Origin of the sequence: Nocardia nova (assembly GCF_002933465.1) — a bacterium.
In the GTDB taxonomy this organism is placed as follows: Bacteria; Actinomycetota; Actinomycetes; order Mycobacteriales; family Mycobacteriaceae; genus Nocardia; species Nocardia nova_B.
In genome coordinates, this window is the sequence record NZ_PSZE01000029.1 from 1 (window position 1) to 22,279 (window position 22,279).

The window sequence follows — 22,279 nt, forward strand, 5'->3', positions numbered from 1 at the left end:
CGCGTATGCCGGCCAATTGCGGATGTGCGCGCAGCACCGCGAGCTGGTCCGGGTCCCAATCATTGACCTGAGCGAGCTGCTCGCCGAATCCCGGAATCTGGTAGTAACTCACCGCCCGGCCGGCGACGACAGCGGCCTCCTCGGCCGGGGCCAGTCCCGAGGCGGTGACGACGGTGGCGCAGATCCGCACGGCATCGGCCGGGCGGCCCGCGGCCGCCGCGGCGGCGCGCACCAGTTGCGCGGACCGCGCCACCGCCTCGGGGGTCAGAAACGGATGCAAGATGACCCCGTCGAAATGGCGGCCGGCCAGCTCGAGCCCGCGCGGCCCGATGGCGGCGAGCAGCAGCGGGGGCACCGGCTGGTCCGGCACGTCGGTCAGGCGCAGCGCCGGGAAATTACCGGCCGGCCCCTGGTAGCGAACCTTTTCGCCGCGACACAGCCGCCGGAAGATGTCGGCCGAGTCGGTCAGTGAGCGATTGGTCGGCACCGGCAGTCCCACCGACCGCCACATCGCGGCCACCGAGCGCCCGACACCCAGCACCAGGCGACCGTCCGACAGCGCCTGCGCGGTCATCGCCATCGAGGCCAGCAACGCCGGATGCCGCGAGTTGAGATGCGTCACGCCGGCAGCGATGTCGATATCGCTGGTGACCTGACTGATCGCACCGAACAGCACGCCGAAGTCCTTGGCGCCCCAGCGTTCGCTGAGCCAGACCGTGCCAAGCCCGAGGCGTTCGGCCTCGGCCGCCTGGGTCAGCGCGGGCCGGGGATCGGTGACGCGGCCGGGAACGACATAGGCGCCAAGCCTGCCTGCCCGCTCGGCAGCACTGGATTTTTGTTCACTCATACCCATATTCTGACAGTAGTGGTCAGTTTTGGGCCCGACGACGTGATCGGAGGCGGCCCGGGCCATGTGACAGAGAGTGGGTTTCAGTGAGCTACACCGCCGAGCGAGGACACCTCGACGACCGGTCCCGCAGCGCCCTGACAGCGTGGGCGCGCACCCGTCTGGCGCCGCCCGGCCACACCGACTTGGAACTGTCGGAGTTCTCCGCCCCGAGCGCCGGCTACTCCGGCAAGACCGTCTTCTTCACCGCCGCCTGGACCGATGCCGACGGCCGGCACACACGCCGCGCGCTGGTACTGCGTATGCAGGCACCCGATCATCAGCTGTTCATGGCCCCCGATGCTATCCGGCAAGCCGAGGTCATGCGCGTGCTCGCCCGGCACGCACCGGTGCCGGCCATCGCCGCCCAGGAGTCCGACCCCGGTGTACTCGGCACACCTTTCTACGTCATGAACCGCATCGACGGGCGCGTCCCGTCGGACGTGCCGAGCTGGCATAAGGCGGGATGGACTGCCGAACTGACCCCCGATCACCGAACACTTCTGTACGACAACGGCTTACGTGCATTGGTCGCACTACACAGGATTACCGACCGGGCCGCGATCGACGCGCTGGCCACCCCCGGGTCCGGTACTGCCCTGGCTCGCTACGTCGACCAGGTGCACCGCTGGTATCTCAGCGCCCGCGACCAGCTGGTGGTCGACCCCGAGGTGCTGGCCGCGGCGGTCGCCGAGTTGACCGCCGACATCCCCGATACCGAGGCGGAGGGCATCGTCTGGGGCGATGCGCGGGTGGGGAATATGGCCTTCGCGGCGGATCTGTCGGTCGCCGCCCTGTTCGACTGGGAGGGCGCCACCACCGGACCGCCCGATATCGACCTGGGCTGGTGGCTGATGTTCGAGCGGTTCCTGTGCGAGAGCATCGGCCTGCAACGCCCCGAAGGCGTGCCCGACGATCCGGATATCGTGCTCCGCTACGAACAGCTCGGCGGCCGCCGCACCGGCGATATCGGCTATTACACGCTGCTGGCCGCGGTCGTTCTGACGCTGATCACCAACCGGCTCGCGGCCCTGTTGGTCCGGGACGGACTCGACCCGAAAACCGCGCGGTCCTATCCCGCCGCCGCGCTGGAGCTGGTGCGGCGCTATCTCGGCGAGCGAATCGAACGAAGGAGTATCACCCTATGAACGAACCGGCCCCCGTCGGCACCGTAGGCACGCCGTGGGAAGTGATCGTGGAGCGCGGAAAGATCCGCGAGTTCGCCAGGGCGATGCAGTCGGAGAATCCCACCTACGAGGGCCCGGACGCGATCGTGCCGCCCACCTTCCTGATCACCGCCGGTCAGTGGGCACCGCCCGGCGCCCGCGTCGATGTCGGATTCGACCGTGCCCGCCTGCTGCACGGCGAACAGGAATACATCTTTCACGGCCCGCTCCCCAGAGCCGGCGATCATCTGACCGCACGCGAAAAGGTGGTCGATCGATTCGAGAAGCCCGGAACACGCGGCGGTGTCATGCGATTCGCCGTGGTAGCCACCGAATTCCGCACCGGCGCAGGGGAATTGGTGGCCGAGGCGAGAGCCACCTTCATCGAAACCGCACCCAAGGAGAAGTCCGCATGAGCACCCCGGCCGCCGTATTCGAGATCGGCACCACGGCCCTGCCGCGCACATTCGGCCCACTGACTCGGCAGATGTTCGTGCGCTACGCCGGTGCGTCCGGCGACCTGAATCCCATGCACTACGACGACACCGCGGCGACCGCGGCCGGATACCCCTCGGTCTTCTCTCAGGGCATGCATCAGGCGGCGCTGCTGGCGACATTCGCCACCGATTGGCTGGGTGCGCGCAACCTGCGGCGATTCGGCGTGCGATTCCGGGAGCAGGTCTGGCCCGGTGACGTCCTCACTTGCACCGGCACGGTGACCGCGATCGAGCCGGTCGACGGCGGCCGGAGAATCACCGTCGAACTTGCATGTCAACGTCAGACGGGCGGCGCCGCCCTCACCGGCAGCGCGGAGTTCATGCTCGGCACCGACGACGACATAGTGGTGACACGAACATGAAGCGCATACCCGAGATCGACTAAAGTAGCCATTGATGTCAGAGAACCGAAGCCTACGCCGAGCGAGCTACGGCCCGTCGAGCCCCGAGATAGGCGCCCGGGGAACCACCACGCGGCGAAAGATCGTCGACGTCTCGCTCGTGCTGTTCGGTGAACTCGGCTTCTTCAATACCTCCGTCGAGGCGATCGCCAAGGCGGCCGGGGTCTCACGCGCCACTCTGTATCAATATTTCCCGGGCAAGGACGAGATCTTCCTGGAGCTGATGGACGAATGCGGCAGCGCCCTGCTGCGCGTGACTCGCCGTATCGGCCCACTCGGCCCCACGCCCACGGGCTTCGACAATTTGAACTGGTGGCTCGGCGAGTGGAGCTGGGTCTTCGAGCGGTATTCGACCATGTTCGTCCAGTGGGCCAATGTGGCCGCCACCGAAAGCGTGGTGCAGCCCGAGATCGACCGGTTCGTCGGCAAGTACCAGCATCAGCTGGCGAATCGCCTGGCCGATGCGGAACTCGACGGTCTCGACCCGGCATTCGCCGCGATGGCGATGATGGCGGTCGTGCACCGGGTGAATCTCTATCTGCACACCGATCGCGCCCACGGCCGCAGCGTCGAATCGGTGGTCGACGCCCTCTCGATGTTCTTGCAGCTGGTCTTTTTCCCGGATACACCCGCCAGCGTCTTCGATACCTTGCCGCTGCGCGTCGACTCGGCGCAGGTCATTACCATCCCGCCGATACCGGCCGCGCGCGGGATAACAATCGAGGAAGGCACGCGCGATCTCAGTACGCGCGCCCGCCACACCGTTGAGCGGCTCGTAGCCGCAGGCGCCGCCCAGTTCGCCGCGCGTGGATACCACCGCGCCAATGTGGACGACATCGTCGCCGCAGCCGGCTATGCCCGCGGCACGTTCTACAAGTACTTCAACGAAAAGCAGGACCTGTTGCTCACGGTCAGCGCCGAGGCGGAGGCCACCGCCATCGCTCTCGGTGACGAACTGCGTCACCTGCGGCCGCCCGATGTCGATCCCGCCGCCTTCCGCGGATGGCTGTCGAGATTTGTGGAGTTCGAGGCGGAGTTCGGCGGGGTCATCGATGTCTGGATACAGCGCAGTACCGAGCGCGGTACCGAACAGTCGCTGGTCGCCGATCTGGGCGCCTATGGCGAAGCAATGACCGACTCCGCAATTCTCGACTTCCTCAGCACCGTCGATCGCCCGGATGTGCCGTTCGATCCCATCGCTTCGGTGTTGATCTTCAGAGCCATCATGGAGCGGCTGGCCCGCGCGTCGCAGGAGATCGAGACTCCGCTCAACCCCGATCAGATCGTGGATCTGATGGCCGCGGTCATCGAACGCGGGTTCTTTCGCCAGCGGCACACCGAACCTCAGCCGTCGAGGGCGTCGAACAGCGTGGATATTTGACGAAGATCGGTTACGACTGGCGGATATCGCCGTTCGACCCCTGTGGCGGGCGGGGATCAGATGACGCCGCCGGAACGGAACCGCTCGATCTCCTCTGCGGAAAACCCCAGTTCAGCCAGGATCTCACCGGTGTGCGCGCCGACCGCCGGGACCGGATCCATCCGGGGTTCGACGCCGGCCAGCGTCGCCGGCGGCAGTAGCGCGCCGATCACGCCGGCGGGAGTGTCCACGTGACGCCAGCGCCCTCGCTCGGCCAACGCGGGATGCTCCCACACCTGGTCCATATCGTTGATCCGGGCCGTCGCGATTCCCGCCGCATGCAGTCGCTGCAGCAGTGCGTCGGTGGTCAACGTGCTCGTGACAGCGCCGATGATCGCTTCGAGTGTCTCGCGATCGGCCACCCGGCCCGGGTTGGTCGCGAATCGCTGATCGGTGGCCAACTCGGGCCGTTCCAGGACCTCGGCGCACAGCCGCTGCCATTCCCGTTCGTTCTGCACCGCCAGCAGCACCGTACCGCCGTCCCCTGCGGTGAAGGGACCATACGGGGCGATGGTCGCGTGCCGAGCCCCGGTACGTACCGGGGCCGCGCCACCGTAGCGGGCGTAATACAGCGGCGAGCCCATCCATTCGACCAGCGCCTCGAACAGCGACACCGATACCGGCCGGGCCCGCCCGGTCGTCGCCCGGCTGTACAGAGCGGTCATGATGCCGGAGAACGCGAAGGTTCCGGCGGCGATATCGGCGACCGAGATGCCCGCCTTCGCGAGGTCGGCACCCGATCCGGTGACCGAGAGCAGACCTGCCTCCGCCTGGACCAGCAGATCGTAGGCTTTGCGCGAGCGCCACGGTCCGTCGCTGCCGTATCCGGAGATGCCGCAGGGGATGAGAGCGGGATACAGCTCGCCGAGCCGGTCGGTGCCCAGTCCCATCCGGGCCACCGCGCCCGGCCCGAGATTCTGCACGAATACGTCGGCACCGGCGAGCAGCCGGTGCAACACCCGGATGCCGTCCTCGGATTTGAGGTCGAGGGTGATCGATTCCTTGGATCTGTTGAGCCAGACGAAATAGCTGGATTGACCGTGCACGGTGGTGTCGTAGCCACGGGCGAAGTCCCCGGTGCCGGGACGTTCGACCTTGATCACCCGGGCCCCGAGGTCGGCCAGTTGCCGGGTGGCGTAGGGGGCCGCCACCGCCTGTTCGAGGCTGACGACGACCAGGCCGTCCAGCGGCAATTCACCCATCGGATTCTCCCTGCTCATTCGCGCGAGCGCATGGTGGCCGAGGCCGCCGAACGACACTCGAATCTGACCTAAGTTGTCAGATCGACACTATAGAGGGCCGTATCAGACTGGCAAGAAGGACCGGCTGACGGTGTTACATCTGCAGTATCACGTGAATTTCGGGACAGCCTTCCAGCCAGACTCAAATATAGACAATGTGTCAGATCATCGCTTACTGTGGTGCGACACAGACCCCATGAACACATCACGTGGTAGTGCCGGACGCACCGACGAGGCCGCACCGAACTATGCCGATCGGAACACACGATGACAATCTCCCTCCTCCTCGACATGGCGGTTGCCGCGAATCCGGACCGCGTCGCCCTCACCGCGGGTGACCGGTCGCTGACCTATCAGCAGTTCAGCGATCTGGTCCAGGGCGTCGGCTCGGCGTTGCGCCGATCCGGCGCCGAGCACCTCGTCTATCTGGGCGGATCGGGTATCGAGCTACCCGTTCTACTGTGGGGTGCAGCGCACGCGGGAATCCCGTTCGTCCCGGTGAACTACCGGCTCGAGGCCGGCCGGCTGGTCCGGCTCATCGAGCGGGTCGGCAACGCGCTCGTCGTCGCCGCCCCGCGTTACGCCGAATCGGTGGCCCACGCCGGTGCCACCGTCGAGACCACGGACGCTTTCTTCGCGCGCGCGGCGGCCGGGGCGGAGCCTATCGCCGACGTCGATTCCGAGAGTCCGGCGGTCATCCTGTTCACCAGCGGAACCACCTCGGAGCCCAAGGCGGTCGTGCTGCGCCACAGCAATCTGCTGAGCTATGTCATGGGCACCGTCGAATTCGATTCGGCGGATCCGGCGGACGCCACGCTGGTGAGTGTGCCGCCGTACCACATCGCGGGGATCGGCACGATCCTGACGAACTTCTACGCGGGCCGCCGGATCGTGTACCTGCCCGATTTCGACGCGCGGGAATGGTTGCGCCTGGTCCGCGAGGAGTCCGTCACCTCGGCCATGGTGGTGCCCACCATGCTCGATCGAATCGTGTCCGCGGTGGGCGGGGCGGTCGCCGACGCCCCGGCGCTGCGATCGCTGTCCTACGGCGGCGCGCGCATGCCGCGCCCGACGCTGGAGGCGGCGCTGCGGGCGTTCCCGGGCACCGGATTCGTCAACGCCTACGGTCTCACCGAGACCAGCTCGACCATCGCACTGCTCGGCCCCGAGGACCACCGGTCCGCGATGGACAGCGACGATCCGGCCGTGCGGGCCCGGCTCGGCTCGATCGGCCGCCCGGTGCCCGACATCGAGATTCTCATCCGTGACGCCGGCGGCAACCCGGTCGCTCCCGGCCAACAGGGCGAACTGTGGGTTCGCGGGCCGCAGGTCTCCGGCGAGTACATGGGCTCGGGCTCAGTGCTCGACGCCGAGGGCTGGTTCCCCACCCACGACCTGGCCTATCAGGACGACGAGGGTTTCCTGTTCATCATCGGCCGCAACGACGACACGATCATTCGCGGCGGCGAGAACATCGCCCCGGCCGAAATCGAGGACGTGCTGATCGACCATCCTGCCGTGCGGTCGGTCGCGGTGGTCGGAATTCCCGACGAACACTGGGGCCAGGCGATTCTCGCCGCCGTGATCCCCGAAGGCGATGAGCTTCCCGATCCCGAGCAGCTGTTCGAGTTCGTGCGCTCGCGGCTGCGTTCCTCGCGCACGCCCGACCACCTCGTCTTCCGCAGCGAACTACCGGCCACACCGACCGGCAAGATCCTGCGCAAGGACATCGCCGCCGATTATCTCGCGGACGCGGCCGCCGATTCGGTCCGCTGATCCGCACCCCGGAAAGGAATAGCAATGGTGAAATCCGGAACCCGGTTACGAAGTCAGGTCTGCAACACGGAGGTGATCGTGGTGCGGGCCGGTGACGGCGCGGCGGAATTACGTTGCGGCGGAGTGCCGATGGTTGATCTGGATCAGCCGCGGGAATCGGGGGCGAGACCGGCCTCGGAGTTCTCCGGCGGCACTCTCATCGGCAAGCGCTACGTCGACGCCGAGGGCACCATCGAGGTGCTGGTGACCAAGCCGGGCGAGGGTTCGCTGGGGCTCGGCGACACCGCCCTGTCGGTCAAGGCCGCGAAACCCCTGCCCGCCAGTGACTGACGCCGTGCAGGCATGCGGCGCGGGGCCCCTGGCGGGGGTGCGGGTCGTCGAACTCGCCGCCATCGGTCCCGCACCGCATGCCGCGATGACACTGGCCGATCTGGGCGCGGACGTGGTGCTGATCGACCGCAGAAATCCTGACGCGACCGGCCGCCGGCCCGCCCAGCAGCGCGGGCGTACCCTGGTCGAGGCCGACCTGAAGGACCAGGCGGACCGTGAGCAGGTCCTGTCCCTGCTCGAACGCGCTGACGTGCTGCTCGAGGGTTTGCGGCCCGGAGTCACCGAGCGCCTCGGCATCGGGCCGCGGGTGGCGCTCGAGCGCAACCCGCGGCTGATCTACGGCCGCGTCACGGGCTGGGGGCAAACCGGTCCGCGCGCCCAGCAAGCCGGTCACGATCTGAACTACATCTCGATCACCGGCCTGCTGCATGCCGTAGGCCGTGCCGATCAGCGCCCGGTTCCGCCGCTGAACCTTTTCGGCGATTTCGGCGGCGGCTCGATGTCGCTGGTCGTCGGTGTGCTGGCGGCGCTGGTGGAGCGGCAGCGCTCCGGCCGGGGCCAGGTCATCGACGCCGCGATGGTCAACGGGGCCCCGGCGCTGGGGCATCTGCTGTGGTCGATGCGCGCATCCGGACGCTGGTCCGATGAGCGCGGCACCAATATCTTCGACGGTTCCGCGCCGTTCTACGACACCTACGAATGCAGCGACGGACGCTTTGTGGCGGTGGCGGCGCTGGAGCCGAAATTCTATGCCGAACTGCTGCGAATTCTCGGTCTGGAACCGGCAACGCTCGGCCCGCAACGAGATCCGGGCGGCTGGGCGAATATGCGGAAGGTCTTCGCCGAGAAGTTCGCGACCCGCTCGCGCGACGACTGGGCGAGGTTGTTCGCCGGCACCGATGCCTGTGTGACACCGGTGCTGACGATGACCGAAGCCGAGGAGGACGAGCATATGCGCGCCCGGGGCGTTTTCGCCGATATCGACGGCGTCGTGCAGCCCGGACCCGCGCCGGTGTTCTCCCGCACTCCCCCGGCCGTCCCCGCACCGCCACCGCGGCGGCCGGTGGATATCGCAACAGTATGGAAATGAATCCGCCGCAGGGCGGACCGGAAGGATAGGGCCCCAGGTGACCAATAGCCAGACCGAGGTCGCAGCGCCGGCCGTTCTCGTCGAACGCCGCGGCCACGTCCTGCTCATCACTCTGAACCGCCCGCAGGCACGCAACGCGGTCAATGCCGACATGTGCGTTCAGGTCGGCGACGCGCTGGAAACGGCCGACAGCGATCCGGAGATCCGCGCGGTTGTGCTCACCGGCGCTGGCGATAAGGCGTTCTGCGCGGGAGCCGACCTGAAGGCGATCTCGCGTGGGGAGGCGGTGATTCCGAAGGGTCGCGAGCACTGGGGACTGGCAGGTTACGTCTCGCATCCGATCAGCAAGCCGACCATCGCCGCGGTCAACGGGCCCGCCCTCGGAGGCGGCACCGAATTGGTGCTCGCCAGTGATCTGGCAATCGCCGCCGACACCGCGACCTTCGGCCTGCCCGAGGTGACCCGCGGACTGATCGCCGGTGCCGGTGGCGCGTTCCGGCTGCCCACTCGGCTACCGCAGGTGGTGGCGTTGGAGCTGCTACTCACCGGCGATGCGATCAGTGCTGAGCGGGCCCTGGAATTGCATCTGGTCAACCGGGTGGTCCCCGCTGCGCAGGTGCTCGAACAGGCCCTGGATCTGGCCCAGCGGATCGCGGACAACGCACCGCTGGCGGTGCAGGCCACCAAACGCATCGCCCTCGGGCAGAGCAGCGGCGGCGAGCGTCCCGATGAGGAGCGCGGCTGGGCCGCCACCACCGCGGAGTTGTCCGTGGTCGCCTTCTCCGAGGACGCGCAGGAGGGCCCGCGGGCCTTCGCCGAGAAGCGCAAGCCGGTGTGGAAGGGCCGCTGACCCCGCTGACCCGTCGGCCCAGACCTCTCCCCGACACGAAAAACGCTGGGTGCCCGGACATTTCGTCCAGGCACCCAGCGTTTTCTGTCTGCCGCGAAATCTCAGCCATGGGTGTCGGGGCCGGGCCGGGCCCAGTCGACCCACGGACCCCAATCGCGCGGCGCGGCCGGTTCCGATGCCGGCTGCTCGCGGGCCCGCAGGTATTCGCGGACGAACTTCTTTCGCTCCGGCTCCAGCCACCAGCAGTTCATCCCGGACCAGCGGCCGTCCCCGGCGTAGGTGAGGATTGTCGTCGAGGTGAATTCCGCGGCGATACGGCCCCCATCGGGGCGGTCCGCGCGATGCACGCTGCGGAAGGCGACGCGGTCCCCGTCGGCGGCGTACCAGACCAGCGGTGAATAGACCGGAATCGAGCCGGCCAGACTCGCCTCGACCAATTCTCGGATCGCCTCGGGGCCCACGGCGGAGCCCCGGTGCGGATCGTGGTATTTCGCAGCCTCGGTGAACGCGCCGGCCCAGCGTGCCCAATCCCCGTGTATCGGGCCGGTCGAGTAGAAATGCCGGAAGGCGGTGTCGATTTCACTGCCCAGCTGTGTCATCGGTCAGTTCCTCCACAGGGTCGATGGGCCGGCGCCGCATATCAATGGCACCGCATATCAATGGCTCCGCACGCCGAAATCGAAATCGGCGAGGCCGGAGAAGGGAACGAAACCCTCACGGGTCACCCACGACGGTTGGGCGACGTGACCGGGTTCCGGACGCGCCCACGACACCCACGGTCCCCAGTCCCGCCGGCTCAAACGCTGCTGCGGGGTTTGCGGATGCGCGTCGAGTGCGCGCTGATATCGCGCGGCGAAATCGGCCATTTCGGCGGTAACCCAGATATCTTCCTCCGAGCGCCACCGACCACCGCCGGCGTACTCGATGATCTGCAGCGACGGGAAGTCGATCGGCGCCGCACCCGGTTCCGGATTGTCGGCGCGATTGACGACCTCGTACACTACCCGGCCGCCGTCGATCAGATACCACTTCAGCGGGCTGTACACCTGCGGTGCGGCACCCATCGTCCCTTCCAGGAATCGGACGATTTCGCCGGGGCCGGTGAAACGGCCGTAATAGTGATCGGTGTAGACGGCGTCGTCGGTGAACAGATTCGCCCACGCCTGCCAATCCTCGTAGACCAATCCGGTCATCACATACTTGCGAAACGCGGCCTCGACTTCATCCCGGTCGAATTCAGCCATCGTTACCCTCCTTCGTTCCGGCGGATGCCGGATTCATCGCCGCGAGATCGCGAGCCCCATCCCGGTGATCCATTTCTCCACCGGTTCGTAGGAAACGCATTCGAACGGCTTCCCGCCACCGGCCGCACCCGCGGCCAGCCAGGTCCGGACCTCATTGGCACCGACACCGGCCTGTTCGGTGGCAACCGCGGCGAGTTCGGCCAGCCGGGAGGCGTCCCATGTGGTCAGCGCGTCGAGGAAGGCGCGGTCCCACTCGGGGCGGATCTTCTTTTCGGCCGCGGCGTAGCCCGCGGCGATGATCCGCGCCCGTTCCTCATCGCTCATATCGTGGGTATCGACTTCCAGGCTCGGCGGGGCGTGCGAGAGCCCGCCGGTGCCGATCACCAGCACCCGCTCGTCGAGACCGTCGAGGAAGTTCCCGACAGCGGCGCCGAATTCGAGCACGCGCCCGGGCGTCGGCAGTGGTGCCGTGGCGCAGTTGATCGGCACCGGAATCACCGGATAGGCGGCCAGGCCCTCGGTCAGATCGCGCAGCGGCTGCGCGAACGCGTGATCCAATTCGATCTCGCGGCATACCGTGATATCGAATCCGGCGTCGAGTAGATGGTCGGCGAGCCCCCGCGCCAGCTCCGGCGGCACCCGCAACGATCCGGCCGACTGGCCCGCCTCGGCCATGATCGCGGCACTGAGCGCCACCGCGAACGACGGCACGACCTTACGGAAGGCACGCCGGTGGTCACCGCCGAAGAGCACCACCACATCCGGTGCGAATTCCTCGACCAGGGTGCGGACCCGGGCCAGACCACTCCGGAATTCCAGGCCGTAGACGTGTTCCACGTCGCGCATCATTCCCGGACTGTGGCTCGCGCAGACGATCAGCCTATCTGGCCCCGACATGTGCGCTCCTTACTCTGTTCGTCCGCACGTTCGGGCAGCGGTAGCTGCCCGGGCGCGGTGGTGGTTCTAGCGGCGAGTCGCCATTCCCGCATCGACGTTGAGAGTGCTCCCGGTGAACGAGCGCCCCGACTCCGTAATGAGGAAGACAATGGCCTCACTGACATCGCGCGGCTCGATCATCGGCAGGTCCGGCAACAGGGTCTGCATGGCATTGGCCAGGTTCGGATAGGCGCCAATTACATTGAACAGCTCCGGGTTCTCGGTCACCATCGGTGTCGCGCAATTAGTCGGCGCGACACCGTTCACTCGAATGTGGTACTGGGCAAGGTAATTCGCATACTGGCGTACCATTCCGGTCAGCGCGAGCTTCGCCATACCGTAGGCGTCGTCACCGCCCGTTCCGTTGCCGAGTCCCAGCATCGCCGCCATCGAACTGGTCACCACGATATTGCCGTCCTTGTGGCCCTGTTCGCCCCGCTCGATCAGATGCGGCAAGGCGACACGAATCGTATTCCAGGGCCCGATCAGCAGCAGATCGATGCCGGTGCGAAACGCCTCGGCGGCATCGTCCTCGCCGGTATTGCTCAGCAGCACACCGGCGTTGGCCAAGACGGTGTCGATATGACCGAATCGTTCGACACCAGCGTCGAACGCCGACTGCAATGAGACCAGATCCCGGATGTCGGCCTTGCGGGCCAGCATCGACCGGCCGGTCTTCTCGACCAGTCGCACGGTTTCGTCGAGGTCTTCGGCGGTGCCGAGTTTGTACGGTACGAGGTCGATATCGGCGCAGATGTCGATGCCGACGATGTCGGCGCCTTCTTCTGCGCACCGAATCGCGTGCGACCGGCCCTGACCGCGCGCAGCTCCGGTGATGAAGACGACCCTATCCTCCAACTTGCCCACTGCCTTGTCCTTTGCTGTTGTCGGGGTAGCGGTTCGGTGCCCGGCGCGATCAGATGACGGCCTGACTCCTTCAGGGCGATGATGCGGTCCCAGGCTCCGCGACGAGCCGGCCGACGCGTGTCGCGCCCCACGGCGTGTCCGGGGCGGACTTGAGAACGACTGTATTGCCGGCGGCCAGGGCCCGGTCCGATCTTGTTGAGGGCCACTTCGATCGGAAAGTTCCACGGCACGATGCCCGCGACCACACCGATCGGCTCCTTTGCCAATCGAGCTGGGCCATATAGGTGATCGAGACCGGCGATCCCGCCTCAGCGACCCACTCTGCCCGGAAGGCTTCCTTCTCTTCCTGCAGAGCTTCGCGCAGCTGTCGCAGGCAGTACTTGTGGAATTCGCGGTCGGTCGCCCAGATACCCCCGTCGAATGCTGTCCGCGCCGCGGCGATCGCACGATCGACATCCGCCGCCCCGGCGTCGGCGGTATCGCCGATGACCTGCTCGGTGGCCGGACCGACATTGTCGTAACGCGCACCCGAGGCCGCGTCGGTCAGGACGCCGTCGATCAGCATCCGCGCTTCTCCGCGGGCGATATCGGAGGTCGTGGGGGCTGTCATTGTCGCCGAGACTCCTTCGTGTCGGACGAAAGCGCAGGATTGCGACCCCGGAGTGAGGCGTATCACAACCCGACCATATATAGTCAGACAATTACAATTAATGTTCTATTTGCGGCGCTACACTCTCAATCACGCCGGCTCAGGAGCATGGCCCCGGCGACCGGACCTCCGCCGACCGCCACCGCCACGAGCTCCGGAGTCTTGGGCACCTGTCGTGCGCCACCTTCACCCCAGAGCTGCACGCAGGCCTCGTGCAGAAATCCCATACCGTGCAGGCGGCCACCGGACAGCTGGCCGCCGCTGGTGTTGAGCGGCAGCTCACCATCGAGGGCGATGCGGTGCCCGCCCTCAACGAATTCACCGACGCGGCCGTGCTCGCAGAATCCCAGCGCTTCGAGCCACTGCACGGTCAGGAAACTGAAGCCGTCGTAGAGCTGGGCCATGTCGACATCGGCCGGGCGCAGCGTGGTGCGCTCCCACAGCGTCGTCGCGGCATCGTGCGCGGCCATCGTCGTGATGTCGGCGCGCTGATCCCAGGTAGCGCGTTCGAACATGCCGGTGCCGACGGATTCGACCGTCAGCGGCGGCTTCGGCAGGCCGGCCGCGGCCTCACGCCGGGAGATGATCACCGCGCTGGCCCCGTCACAGGGCACATCGCAGTCGTAGAGGCAGAACGGATCGGAGATCATCCGCGCATCGAGGTAGTCCTCGAGAGACATCGGCGTGCGATACACGGCGTCGGGGTTGAGCCCGGCGTTGGTCCGGGCGTTCACCGCGATGGCGCCGAGTTGCTCGCGGGTGAGCCCGAAATCGTGCATATAACGCTGGGCGGCCATGGCCAGCCAGTTCGCCGCCGAGACCGCGCCGAAGGGACCGAAATACTCCAGATGGCCGGGCAGCCGGCCGCTTCCGAACAACACCGACGCGCGCCCGGCTGTTTGCGCGGTCGACTCCCACACCGACCGATACACCAGCACGTGGTCGGCCAGGCCGGTAGCCACGGCCATACAGGCATCGATCGCCGGGCCGATCTGCCCGGCGGTCTCCATACTGCTGGTGAACCACCGGCTGCGCAGTCCGAGCGCGTTGCGCAGTTCGTGCACCGTGGCGCCGGAGAAGCCGGGATCGGGAACACCCGGACCGGGATAGCTGGCCACACCGTCGATATCGTCGGGGTCCAGGCCGGCGTCCGCGATCGCGCGCAGCGCGGCCTCGACCGTCAACTCCAGGCCGCCACGCCCGAGACGCCGGCCGACCTGCGACTTTCCGGCGCCGGTCACCACGGCCTTGCGTCCGAACAGACCGCTCGGCTCACTCATCGCTCACTCCCGCCGCAGGACGGAACAGGGGGAGCCAGATGTCGTCCCACTGCTCGAAGAACACCTCGACCTCGAGGCCGACCGACACCGCCTCCGGCGCCACCCCGACCACATTGCTCACCACTCGAACATCGGGCTCTTCGGCCAGTTCGATCATCGCCACCACATAGGGCGGCGGGAATCCCGGAATCCAGGGCTGGCGATTCACGGTGAACGCGGCTACCCGGCCGCGGCCGGAAACCGGTTCGGGGCTCACATCGGTGCTACGGCAGCGGAAACACGCCGCCGATCCGGGGTGAAACCACCGCTCACAACTACGACACCGGTAGATCAGCAGCCGCCCGTCGCGGCCACCGGTCCAGAATGCCTCCGATGCCGCTGTAGGCGCCGGCAGCAGCCGCACCTCCGGCCGCACCTCTTCGACCGTAACCGCACTGCCGTGCGAGCCACCCTCGGCCTTCTCCATCAAAATCGAGTCACATCCCGTGTCAGTGCGGCACGTCTTCGCGATCGGCCGCAGCCACTTGATCCTCTTCACTCTAAAGTCCATCTGACATTAGCGTCAATCTTTCGGGCCAAGATCTATACTGCTAACGGCTCAGTTATCGCCAGGATTATAGAGCGCAGTCTGACACTACGTCTCTATAATGTCGCAGCAAATTGCCCGCAGTTTCAGGCAGACCGGTTGCCGGTGGACCTGCCGATCCCATGGCTACAGGCCGCGGTGATCGGCGGCCTCGGCGCGGGCGCGGCGACCTGGATCGCCGACCTGCTCCGTACTGTGCGCGGCGAGCAGGGATGACCGGGCACAGTTCGACGAGCAGGATGTCACCGTATTCCTGGAGCCGGCCCGGCGGCCGCTACCTATCGTTCGCCGAGCGCGAGGAGATCGCGCTACTCAAAGTGCAGGGCAAGGGAGTACGGCAGATTGCGCAGCTGCTGGGCCGCAGCCCGTCGACGATCTCGCGGGAGTTGCGGAGAACGCAGCGACCCGCGGGGGCAAGCTCGACTACCGCGCATCGGTTGCCCAGTGGAAGGCTGAGCTGTTCGCCAGACGTCCGAAGACAGCGAAACTCGCTGATAATCAACAACTCCGGGAGTATGTCCAACAGCGTCTGGCGGGGCTCCGCAAAATCTCACCATGGCGGCGATGACGTGGGACAGGACGACTTCGGCGCCTCCTTGAGGCGACACATCTGGGGATTCCGGCAGTGGTTAGTCCAGGGCCTTGCGCACGCGGGGCAGGACCTCACTGCCCAACAGTTCGATGCTGCGAAGCAGGGCTGCCTGGGGCATGCCACCGACGTCCATCTGCAGGATCTGGCGATCGTGGCCCAGGAGTTGGTGCAGGTGGACGATGCGTTCGGCGATCTCCTCGGGACCGCCGGCAAAGACCATGCCACCTGGTGCGAAGTCCTGTTCGCGTACGGCAGGATCCAGGGCGGGGCGACCGGCCTCGGCGGCGGCGGTGCGGAACATCTCCAGTTCATGCTGGAGGTAGGTGGTTTTGGCGCCGGTGTTGTCGGGGCCGACGAAGCCGTGGACGGCCACGGCGATACGGGCGTGTTCGGTGGGGCGGCCGGTTTCGGCCCAGGCCTGCCGGTAGGCGTGCCCGTATCGAGCCCAGTGCTCGGGCGTGCCGCCCAGGACGCCGATGAACATCGGCACACCGAGTTCGGCCGCGCGAAACACCGAGTTGGGGCTGCCGCCCGTGCCGAGCCAGATCGGCAGCGGCCGGTCGGGGCGTGGATAGACGGTGGTATCGCGCAGCGGCTTGCGGCGGTGAGGGCCGGTGAAGGACACGTTCTCGCCCGCGTTCACGGCCAGCAGGAGGTCGAGTTTGGAAGCGTAGAGCATGTCGTAGTCGGCTTCGTCGAAGTCGAACAGGTCGAAGGTGATGGTGGAAGAGCCGCGTCCGGCGACGGCCTCGATGCGTCCGGGCGCGATCGCGTCGGCGACAGCGAGTTGTTCGAAAACCCGGATCGGGTCGTCGGTGGACAGCACCGTCACCGCAGTGCCGATCTTGATGCGTTTCGTGGTGGCCGCGGCGGCGGTGACCATAGCGGTCGGTGAGGACAGCGGCATCGAGGCGGTGTGATGCTCACCGAAGCCGAAGAAATCCAGGCCGGCCTCATCGGCGAGCCGGACGGCTTCGAGCGCGTCGCGGACGGCCTGGGCGGTGGGGCCGTAGCCGCCGGAGGGGGTACGGGGGGTGTTGCCGAAACTGTAGACGCCTAACTCGAACGGCATCGCAATCTCCAGGGGTGAGGGTTTCGGGTTGCCCGCACCGCGGTGCGGGCAACCCGGGACGGGATAGATCAGACGAGGGTGCGCAGGGTCTCGACCAGCGGCGTGGTGCGGCGGCCGATGAGCCGGGACAGGTCGCCGTTGCGAAAACCCATGGCTCCGGCGCCCAGGCCTGCGTCCACAGCGACTCCCATCTCCACGAACTGCTCGGGCACCCCGGCGCCGGCCAGGATCGCGCGGTGCTCCTCGGTAGAGACATTGCGATGGATCACCTCGCGGCCGAGAACCTCGGACAGCGCGGCGGCGAGTTCGTCGTAGTTCCAGGCGGTGTCGCCGGACAGTTCGTAGGTCTTGCCCTCGTGACCGTCGGAGGTGGCGACCACGGCGATGGCCTCGGCCAGGTCTTGACGGGAAGCCGAGGCGACGACGCCCTCGCCGGTGCTCGACAGCAGTACCCCCGTCTCGCGGGCGGTGGGGATATCGCGTGCATAGTTCTCGCTGTACCAGCCGTTGCGCAGGATCGTGAACGGCACACCGCTCGCGCGCACTACTTGCTCGGTCGGTAGATGCATGGCCGCGATCGGCAGCGGGGTGTCGTCGGCCTTCAGACCACTGGTGTAGACGATGCGCGCAGCGCCGGCCTTGGTCGCGGCGGCGATCACCTCCGCGTGCTGGCGGTCCCGATTGGTCAGGTCGGTGCCGGACACCAACGCCAGAGTGTCGCCCTGGGAGACGGCCTTCTCGACGGTGGCGGGTTCGTCGTAGTCGATGACCGCGGTGCGAACCCCGCGCTCAGCGAGGTCAGCGACCTTAGCCAGGTCGCGGGCACCGGCAACGACGTCGGCGGGGTCGACATCGCGGTCGAGCACGGCGAGGACAGCGAGGCGGCCGAGCCGGCCGGAGGCGGCGGTGATGACGATGGACATGCGGGCTCCGTATCGAATTTCGTTGAGCGGGTGGTCAGTTGCTGAGGGCGGGGGCGCGGTGCAGGTAGCGGGTATCGCCGACCTGGTCTGCGGTGAACGCGGCGATATCGGCGCGGGTGATGGCGAACCCGAGCTTGTCGGTGCCGAAGAACCCCGATCGGACACTGCCCTTGGGAGCACCGTCCTTGGGGGCGACGAACCGCACGATGGTCCAATCCAGGCCGGAATTCATGATCAACTCGCACATGCCGGTGATCTCTTCATAAGCGCGGGGCATGAACGTGCGCGGCATGAAGCTGGTGAAGCGGGTCACCGGAGTCGGTTTCTCCCGCGGGTCCAGGACCGCCGGGGACGCGTGCCCGACGAAACGGCGCACACCGTGTCGTTTCATCGCCTCGAGGATGTTGGCTGTTCCTCCGATCAGCGGTGTGCCGGTGGCCTTGCGGTCCATGCTCGGACCCAACGCGCTGACGACGGCGTCGGCGCCTTCGACCGGGCGGTCGATCGCCGCGGTGTCCAAGATCTCGCCGATCACCAGGCGCACCCGGTCACCCCAGTGTTCGGGAATTTTCGCGGGGTTGCGGGCATAGGCGGTGACGGTGTGACCCACAGGGCAACATTCATCAGTTGAACTCCTCATCGAACGACTATCGGTGCAGGTGAACGCGGACACAACCACAATTGGAACGGGCTTCCCGATTCTCTCGGCGAGTGTAACCACACAAGTGGGTAGGTTGTTCCATTTGGGTAGGATGGTGAGTGTGACGTCGCCGAACATCCCTCGTCCGACCACTGCCGAACCGCCCGAGCCGGAGCTGCGCATCGATGCCGAACGCAACCGCGAACGCATCCTCGCCGCGGCCCGGCGCCTGTACGCCCGGGAGGGCCTCGGGGTGTCGATGGCCGCGGTCGCCCGCGAGGCCGGTGTCGGCAAAGCGACCCTGTCGCGGCGCTTCGCCACCCGCGAAGACCTCATCGCCGCGGTATTCGCCGACCGGATGGACGGCTACGCCGCCGCCGTCGAGACCGCCCTCGGCGATCCCGACCCGTGGCGTGGGTTCACCGGCTACGTCCACGCCATCTGCGCTATGCAGGCCGCCGACCGCGGCTTCGCCGACGTGCTCACCATGACCTTCCCCGCCGCCAAATCCCTCGAAGCCCGCCGCGCGCAGGCCTATCACGGCTTCGTCGAACTCATCACCCGCGCCAAGGCCAGCGGCCACCTCAGTCCTGACTTCACCGACCAGGACATGCCCATGCTGCTCATGGCCAACGCCGGCGTCATCGCCGCCACCGCTGACGCCGCTCCCGAAACCTGGCAGCGCCTCGTCGGCTACATGCTGCGCGCCTTCGCCACTCCCGGCACCGAACCACCCGCGCTACCACCGGCTCCCAGCCAACGCGCCCTCTACCGCGCCATGGTCCGCCTTACCCGCCCTATATCCAGTGCTGCCGAGCGAGGTTCGAATCGAACCGAGTCCTGAGTCGAGCGGCAGGTTCGGAATGCACCGGATGTTGCATCTGGCACCATTCCGCCCGGTTGGATTGGCAGCCGAAGCACCAGCCGCAGGTGCCGCAGTCGCGGCTGGTGCGTTCGAGATCGCGATCCAGGCAGCACCCGCACACCGTTCGGTGGCGGGCCCGCCACCGTTGCTCGGGCGGCAGGAACGAGCGGTTGGAATACCAGATCCCGCCCGCTCACTGCCCCGCGCGCTCACCGAACACATAGGCGGTGTGGGCGTAAGCCGGATCCACGGTCAAGTCCAAGGGCTTCGGTGAATAGTGTGCACGACACCGGCTGCGCCGGTGTGTTCGGGGATCTGTCGGCGTTCCGGCAGGAGTTCTATCGGTGTGTGACCGCTCGGTCGGATGCGGTGTTCGAGCTGGTGGATGCGGTGTTGTGCGCGGACGAGCCGGTGCGGTCGCTGCCGGAGTTGTCGCTGGTCGGCGAGTATCGGCGGGGCCACTGTGTATGCCGCGCTGGATCGGGGCCGGGTCGAGATTGCTCGGCTGCGGCGGGCGCTGACGGCGGTGCCGCTGCCGCGAGCCGCGCGCCTGGCGTTCCTGCTGGCCGACCTCCCGGTGGCCGTGCTGGGCCGGATGCGGTCGGACCGGGTGCTGCGCCACGCGACGCCACCACGGCAGCCCGGTGCCAACGGCACACCGCCCCGGCACGGCGGCGAGTTCGTCTTCGGTGACCCGGCCACCTGGGGCGAGCCCGACACTGTTATCGAGCACACCTTCCGCATGCTGAAACAGACCCTCGGCTGGACCTGCCCCAAACCCCGCGACCCGACCGCAGCGGACCGGTGGACCTGGCTACTGCTGGCCGCCTACACCCAACTACGGCTGGCCCGTGGTCTGGCCGCCGACCTGCGGCGTCCGTGGGAGAAACCTACTGCCCCGCAACGACTTACGCCAGCGGGGGCCGAAGGGGGTTTCGGCACCTACGCCGGAACATCGCCTGTCCCGCCGGGGCACCGAAACCCTCCCGACCAGGACCGGGTAGACCGCCCGGTCACCGCAACCAGCGCCCGGCACCCCGCTACGACGTGCACATCAAGACCACCAACAACCAGAAAGCATCGAAACCCGCCGGACCACGACCACGCCGCACGGGTTAAAACTCAAGCTAGTACGCACAGTGCGTCTCCTGACTGAATCCCGATCTCAATTTGCCTGTGCATCCGATTCGTCTCAATGAAATACGTTGCGGCTGTTGCTTGTCGGCAAGAAGCGACGCGGCACCGTGCATGCACCGTCCAACCGGAAGCAACGGCATCTTTCTCGTCCTGTCCGCACGACGGACCGCTAGCTAATTCGCAGCGACTATTCACGCCTTGTAGGGCGGCGGTGCGATGGCCAGGCTTCGGCTGGTGAATTCGGCAGCAACGCCACGCCATCGACCAGTAGCGCTCAGGACGACTCGCGCGGGCGTTCGGGCCGGCGGGACGAGAGAGTCCACGGTCTCATCGGCGAGCTGTTGGCAGCGCTCAATGTTCAAGGGAGGCGATATGGGAGGCCGGCTACCGAGACCGGTGGGCACTTTCGGTGTTCCGACGAAACCGAAGAAGCAGAAGAACGGTCGGTGGCGCACGACGGTTCGCTCCTACGGCGCCAGCGGCCCGACTCAGATCGAGCGGATCGGGCGCAGCTCCGACGACGCGAGCAACCGGCTCGCGGAGGCGATGCGTGACTATCGGGAGCAGCTGGGTTACCGGCGCATCACTCGCAGTACCAAGCTGATCGAGCTTGCCGCCGAACTTCTTTCGGACCTCGAGGCCGATGAGGCCTATACCGAGGGCAACGTGGAGGACTATCGGCGCGAGATCTATGTGTCGACCGACAAACGCGCGGACCCCAGGACGGTCAAGATCGAGAATTCCGTGGGAAATCTGCAGGTATGGCAGGCCACGACCGGCGAGCTGGATCGCCATCTCAAGCACCTGGTCGGATTGGGCAAGCGGCGCAAAGCCAAGCAGCACAAGATCATTCTCCGTGCGATGATGCAGATCGCAGTACGTCCCGGCGCCATCGACACCAACCCGGTCGACGGCGTGAGCGCGTTCACACGGCGCGGCACTCGCGCCCGCGGAAAGGTCGCCGACCCCGACGCGTTACCCGCCTTCCGGGAACAGGTGCGGGCATGGGCCCGCGGCGAGGAGATTCCCGGCACCCCCTCATACACCTGCGGCCCGCCGCGCGACTGGTCGGTGGTGTGGGTGGTGGACCTGATCTGCGGCACCGGCCTGCGTCCGCACGAGGTTTTCGCAGTCCGCCTCGACGACATCGATCTCGACGCGCCCATCCCCTACCTCGACGTCACCGGAACACTGATCGAAGTGAAAGGAGCGGGCACGGGAGGGTGGGTCCGCCAGCCTTTCCCCAAGTCGGAGCACGGCTGGCGCAGGATGTTACTGCCGGAGCATGCGGTACAGGCATGCCGTGAGGCGATGAAGGACCTCGAGGTGACCGGCCAGCCCAACCCGCACGGTGTGCTGTTTCCAGCCCGCAACGGCTCGCTGCGCAATCCGAACAACTTCGGACGACTGTGGCGGGCCGCGCGACAGCTCGGCAACACCGAGGCCGTGGCCAAGGCCCACTACATCGACGTTCCCGAGACCGCGCCCGACAATCGGGAGGTCCTCGAGCAGTGGGCCCGCGGTGCAGGTCCGAAAACATGAGATTTCTGTGAGATCGGATCGAATCCCGGGCGTATCCCGGTCGATGAAAAATCCCCTCCGACGCTGGTCGGAGGGGATTTTCGTTGTCGGGCTGACAGGATTTGAACCTGCGACCACTTGACCCCCAGTCAAGTGCGCTACCAAGCTGCGCCACAGCCCGTGGCTCCCGCTTGCGGGTGCTCGAAGAGATTACCTCACTACCCCCTTGTTGGACCAAATCCGCTGCTTGTGGGCGATCCCGAGCGGGCGGCGCGGGCAGGGTGGGTGTCCCTGAGGCGGGTCGTCTGGT

General features: G+C 67.0%; 22 protein-coding genes, 1 tRNA gene and 2 pseudogenes. 12 read left to right on the forward strand and 13 right to left on the reverse strand.

Annotation, left to right across the window (positions count from 1 at the left end):
* Positions 1–847: TIGR03857 family LLM class F420-dependent oxidoreductase (locus tag C5E41_RS26550; protein ID WP_104378540.1), on the reverse strand; the 847-nt coding region annotated here is incomplete at its 3' end.
* An 86-nt stretch (positions 848–933) separates the two neighbouring features.
* Here C5E41_RS26550 and C5E41_RS26555 point away from each other — a divergent pair.
* The 4 genes from C5E41_RS26555 to C5E41_RS26570 are packed head-to-tail and all read left to right on the forward strand — an operon-like array spanning position 934 to position 4,331.
* On the forward strand, positions 934–2,034 hold the full coding sequence (locus C5E41_RS26555; protein WP_104378478.1) for a phosphotransferase family protein: 1,101 nt from the start codon (positions 934–936) through the stop codon (positions 2,032–2,034).
* Entirely contained in the window at positions 2,031–2,468 is a 438-nt protein-coding gene (locus tag C5E41_RS26560; RefSeq protein WP_104378479.1) for an FAS1-like dehydratase domain-containing protein, read from the forward strand. The genes C5E41_RS26555 and C5E41_RS26560 overlap by 4 nt, the downstream gene beginning before the upstream one ends.
* Positions 2,465–2,911 carry a MaoC/PaaZ C-terminal domain-containing protein gene (locus C5E41_RS26565; protein ID WP_104378480.1) on the forward strand — a complete coding sequence of 149 codons (447 nt, stop codon included), beginning with the start codon at positions 2,465–2,467 and terminating at the stop codon, positions 2,909–2,911. The genes C5E41_RS26560 and C5E41_RS26565 overlap by 4 nt, the downstream gene beginning before the upstream one ends.
* A 34-nt stretch (positions 2,912–2,945) precedes the next feature.
* Positions 2,946–4,331, forward strand: coding sequence for a TetR/AcrR family transcriptional regulator (locus C5E41_RS26570; protein ID WP_104378481.1), 1,386 nt, complete (start codon positions 2,946–2,948; stop codon positions 4,329–4,331).
* A 56-nt stretch (positions 4,332–4,387) separates the two neighbouring features.
* On the opposite strand, the gene C5E41_RS26575 is transcribed toward C5E41_RS26570, so the two are convergent.
* On the reverse strand, positions 4,388–5,572 hold the full coding sequence (locus C5E41_RS26575; protein WP_104378541.1) for a CaiB/BaiF CoA transferase family protein: 1,185 nt from the start codon (positions 5,570–5,572) through the stop codon (positions 4,388–4,390).
* A gap of 306 nt (positions 5,573–5,878) precedes the next feature.
* On the opposite strand from C5E41_RS26575, the gene C5E41_RS26580 reads away from it, so the two are divergent.
* From C5E41_RS26580 to C5E41_RS26595, 4 genes are read left to right on the forward strand one after another with little or no spacing between them, the layout of a single operon-like run.
* Positions 5,879–7,387, forward strand: coding sequence for a class I adenylate-forming enzyme family protein (locus C5E41_RS26580; RefSeq protein WP_104378482.1), 1,509 nt, complete (start codon positions 5,879–5,881; stop codon positions 7,385–7,387).
* Positions 7,388–7,411: 24 nt separating this feature from the next.
* Positions 7,412–7,717, forward strand: coding sequence for a hypothetical protein (locus tag C5E41_RS26585; RefSeq protein WP_104378483.1), 306 nt, complete (start codon positions 7,412–7,414; stop codon positions 7,715–7,717).
* A complete protein-coding gene (locus C5E41_RS26590; protein ID WP_258081270.1) occupies positions 7,710–8,807 on the forward strand; it encodes a CaiB/BaiF CoA transferase family protein in 1,098 nt (365 codons plus the stop codon). Before C5E41_RS26585 ends, C5E41_RS26590 begins: the two co-directional genes overlap by 8 nt.
* Before the next feature lie 37 nt (positions 8,808–8,844).
* Positions 8,845–9,657, forward strand: a complete 813-nt coding sequence (locus C5E41_RS26595; protein WP_104378484.1) for a crotonase/enoyl-CoA hydratase family protein — start codon at positions 8,845–8,847, stop codon at positions 9,655–9,657.
* 101 nt (positions 9,658–9,758) lie between these two features.
* Here C5E41_RS26595 and C5E41_RS26600 read toward each other — a convergent pair whose 3' ends face one another.
* The 7 genes and pseudogenes from C5E41_RS26600 to C5E41_RS26630 form a co-directional block, all read right to left on the reverse strand.
* The gene (locus tag C5E41_RS26600; RefSeq protein ID WP_104378485.1) at positions 9,759–10,256 is read right to left on the reverse strand and encodes a nuclear transport factor 2 family protein; all 498 of its coding nucleotides are present in this window, start codon (positions 10,254–10,256) and stop codon (positions 9,759–9,761) included.
* Positions 10,257–10,313: 57 nt separating this feature from the next.
* Positions 10,314–10,901 carry a nuclear transport factor 2 family protein gene (locus tag C5E41_RS26605; protein ID WP_104378486.1) on the reverse strand — a complete coding sequence of 196 codons (588 nt, stop codon included), beginning with the start codon at positions 10,899–10,901 and terminating at the stop codon, positions 10,314–10,316.
* 33 nt (positions 10,902–10,934) lie between these two features.
* Complete coding sequence (locus C5E41_RS26610) at positions 10,935–11,798, reverse strand: 3-carboxyethylcatechol 2,3-dioxygenase (protein WP_181063441.1); 864 nt, start codon at positions 11,796–11,798, stop codon at positions 10,935–10,937.
* Between the two features lie 66 nt (positions 11,799–11,864).
* Positions 11,865–12,704, reverse strand: a complete 840-nt coding sequence (locus C5E41_RS26615) for a mycofactocin-coupled SDR family oxidoreductase (protein ID WP_104378487.1) — start codon at positions 12,702–12,704, stop codon at positions 11,865–11,867.
* Between the two features lie 295 nt (positions 12,705–12,999).
* A pseudogene (locus C5E41_RS36050) lies at positions 13,000–13,314 on the reverse strand (aldehyde dehydrogenase family protein); the annotation flags it as partial.
* Between the two features lie 125 nt (positions 13,315–13,439).
* The gene (locus C5E41_RS26625) at positions 13,440–14,633 is read right to left on the reverse strand and encodes a thiolase family protein (protein WP_104378488.1); all 1,194 of its coding nucleotides are present in this window, start codon (positions 14,631–14,633) and stop codon (positions 13,440–13,442) included.
* A complete protein-coding gene (locus tag C5E41_RS26630; protein WP_104378544.1) occupies positions 14,626–15,099 on the reverse strand; it encodes a Zn-ribbon domain-containing OB-fold protein in 474 nt (157 codons plus the stop codon). The genes C5E41_RS26625 and C5E41_RS26630 overlap by 8 nt, the downstream gene beginning before the upstream one ends.
* A 380-nt stretch (positions 15,100–15,479) precedes the next feature.
* Between C5E41_RS26630 and C5E41_RS26635 the strand changes: the two are divergent.
* Positions 15,480–15,757 (forward strand): annotated as a pseudogene (locus C5E41_RS26635) (transposase); the annotation flags it as partial.
* Positions 15,758–15,848: 91 nt separating this feature from the next.
* On the opposite strand, the gene C5E41_RS26640 reads toward C5E41_RS26635, so the two are convergent.
* From C5E41_RS26640 to C5E41_RS26650, 3 genes are all read right to left on the reverse strand, one after another.
* On the reverse strand, positions 15,849–16,883 hold the full coding sequence (locus tag C5E41_RS26640) for an LLM class flavin-dependent oxidoreductase (protein ID WP_104378489.1): 1,035 nt from the start codon (positions 16,881–16,883) through the stop codon (positions 15,849–15,851).
* A 68-nt stretch (positions 16,884–16,951) separates the two neighbouring features.
* On the reverse strand, positions 16,952–17,806 hold the full coding sequence (locus C5E41_RS26645) for an SDR family oxidoreductase (RefSeq protein WP_104378490.1): 855 nt from the start codon (positions 17,804–17,806) through the stop codon (positions 16,952–16,954).
* Between the two features lie 34 nt (positions 17,807–17,840).
* Positions 17,841–18,416, reverse strand: a complete 576-nt coding sequence (locus tag C5E41_RS26650) for an NAD(P)-dependent oxidoreductase (protein ID WP_258081271.1) — start codon at positions 18,414–18,416, stop codon at positions 17,841–17,843.
* Between the two features lie 151 nt (positions 18,417–18,567).
* On the opposite strand from C5E41_RS26650, the gene C5E41_RS26655 reads away from it, so the two are divergent.
* The 3 genes from C5E41_RS26655 to C5E41_RS26665 all read left to right on the forward strand — a co-directional run bounded on the left by C5E41_RS26655 (position 18,568) and on the right by C5E41_RS26665 (position 21,990).
* On the forward strand, positions 18,568–19,290 hold the full coding sequence (locus tag C5E41_RS26655) for a TetR/AcrR family transcriptional regulator (RefSeq protein ID WP_258081272.1): 723 nt from the start codon (positions 18,568–18,570) through the stop codon (positions 19,288–19,290).
* A gap of 484 nt (positions 19,291–19,774) precedes the next feature.
* Entirely contained in the window at positions 19,775–20,467 is a 693-nt protein-coding gene (locus C5E41_RS34560; protein ID WP_258081273.1) for a transposase, read from the forward strand.
* 353 nt (positions 20,468–20,820) lie between these two features.
* Complete coding sequence (locus C5E41_RS26665; protein ID WP_181063442.1) at positions 20,821–21,990, forward strand: site-specific integrase; 1,170 nt, start codon at positions 20,821–20,823, stop codon at positions 21,988–21,990.
* An 86-nt stretch (positions 21,991–22,076) separates the two neighbouring features.
* Here C5E41_RS26665 and C5E41_RS26670 read toward each other — a convergent pair.
* Positions 22,077–22,150: transfer RNA gene (locus C5E41_RS26670), tRNA-Pro, on the reverse strand.
* Positions 22,151–22,279: the final 129 nt, after the last annotated feature.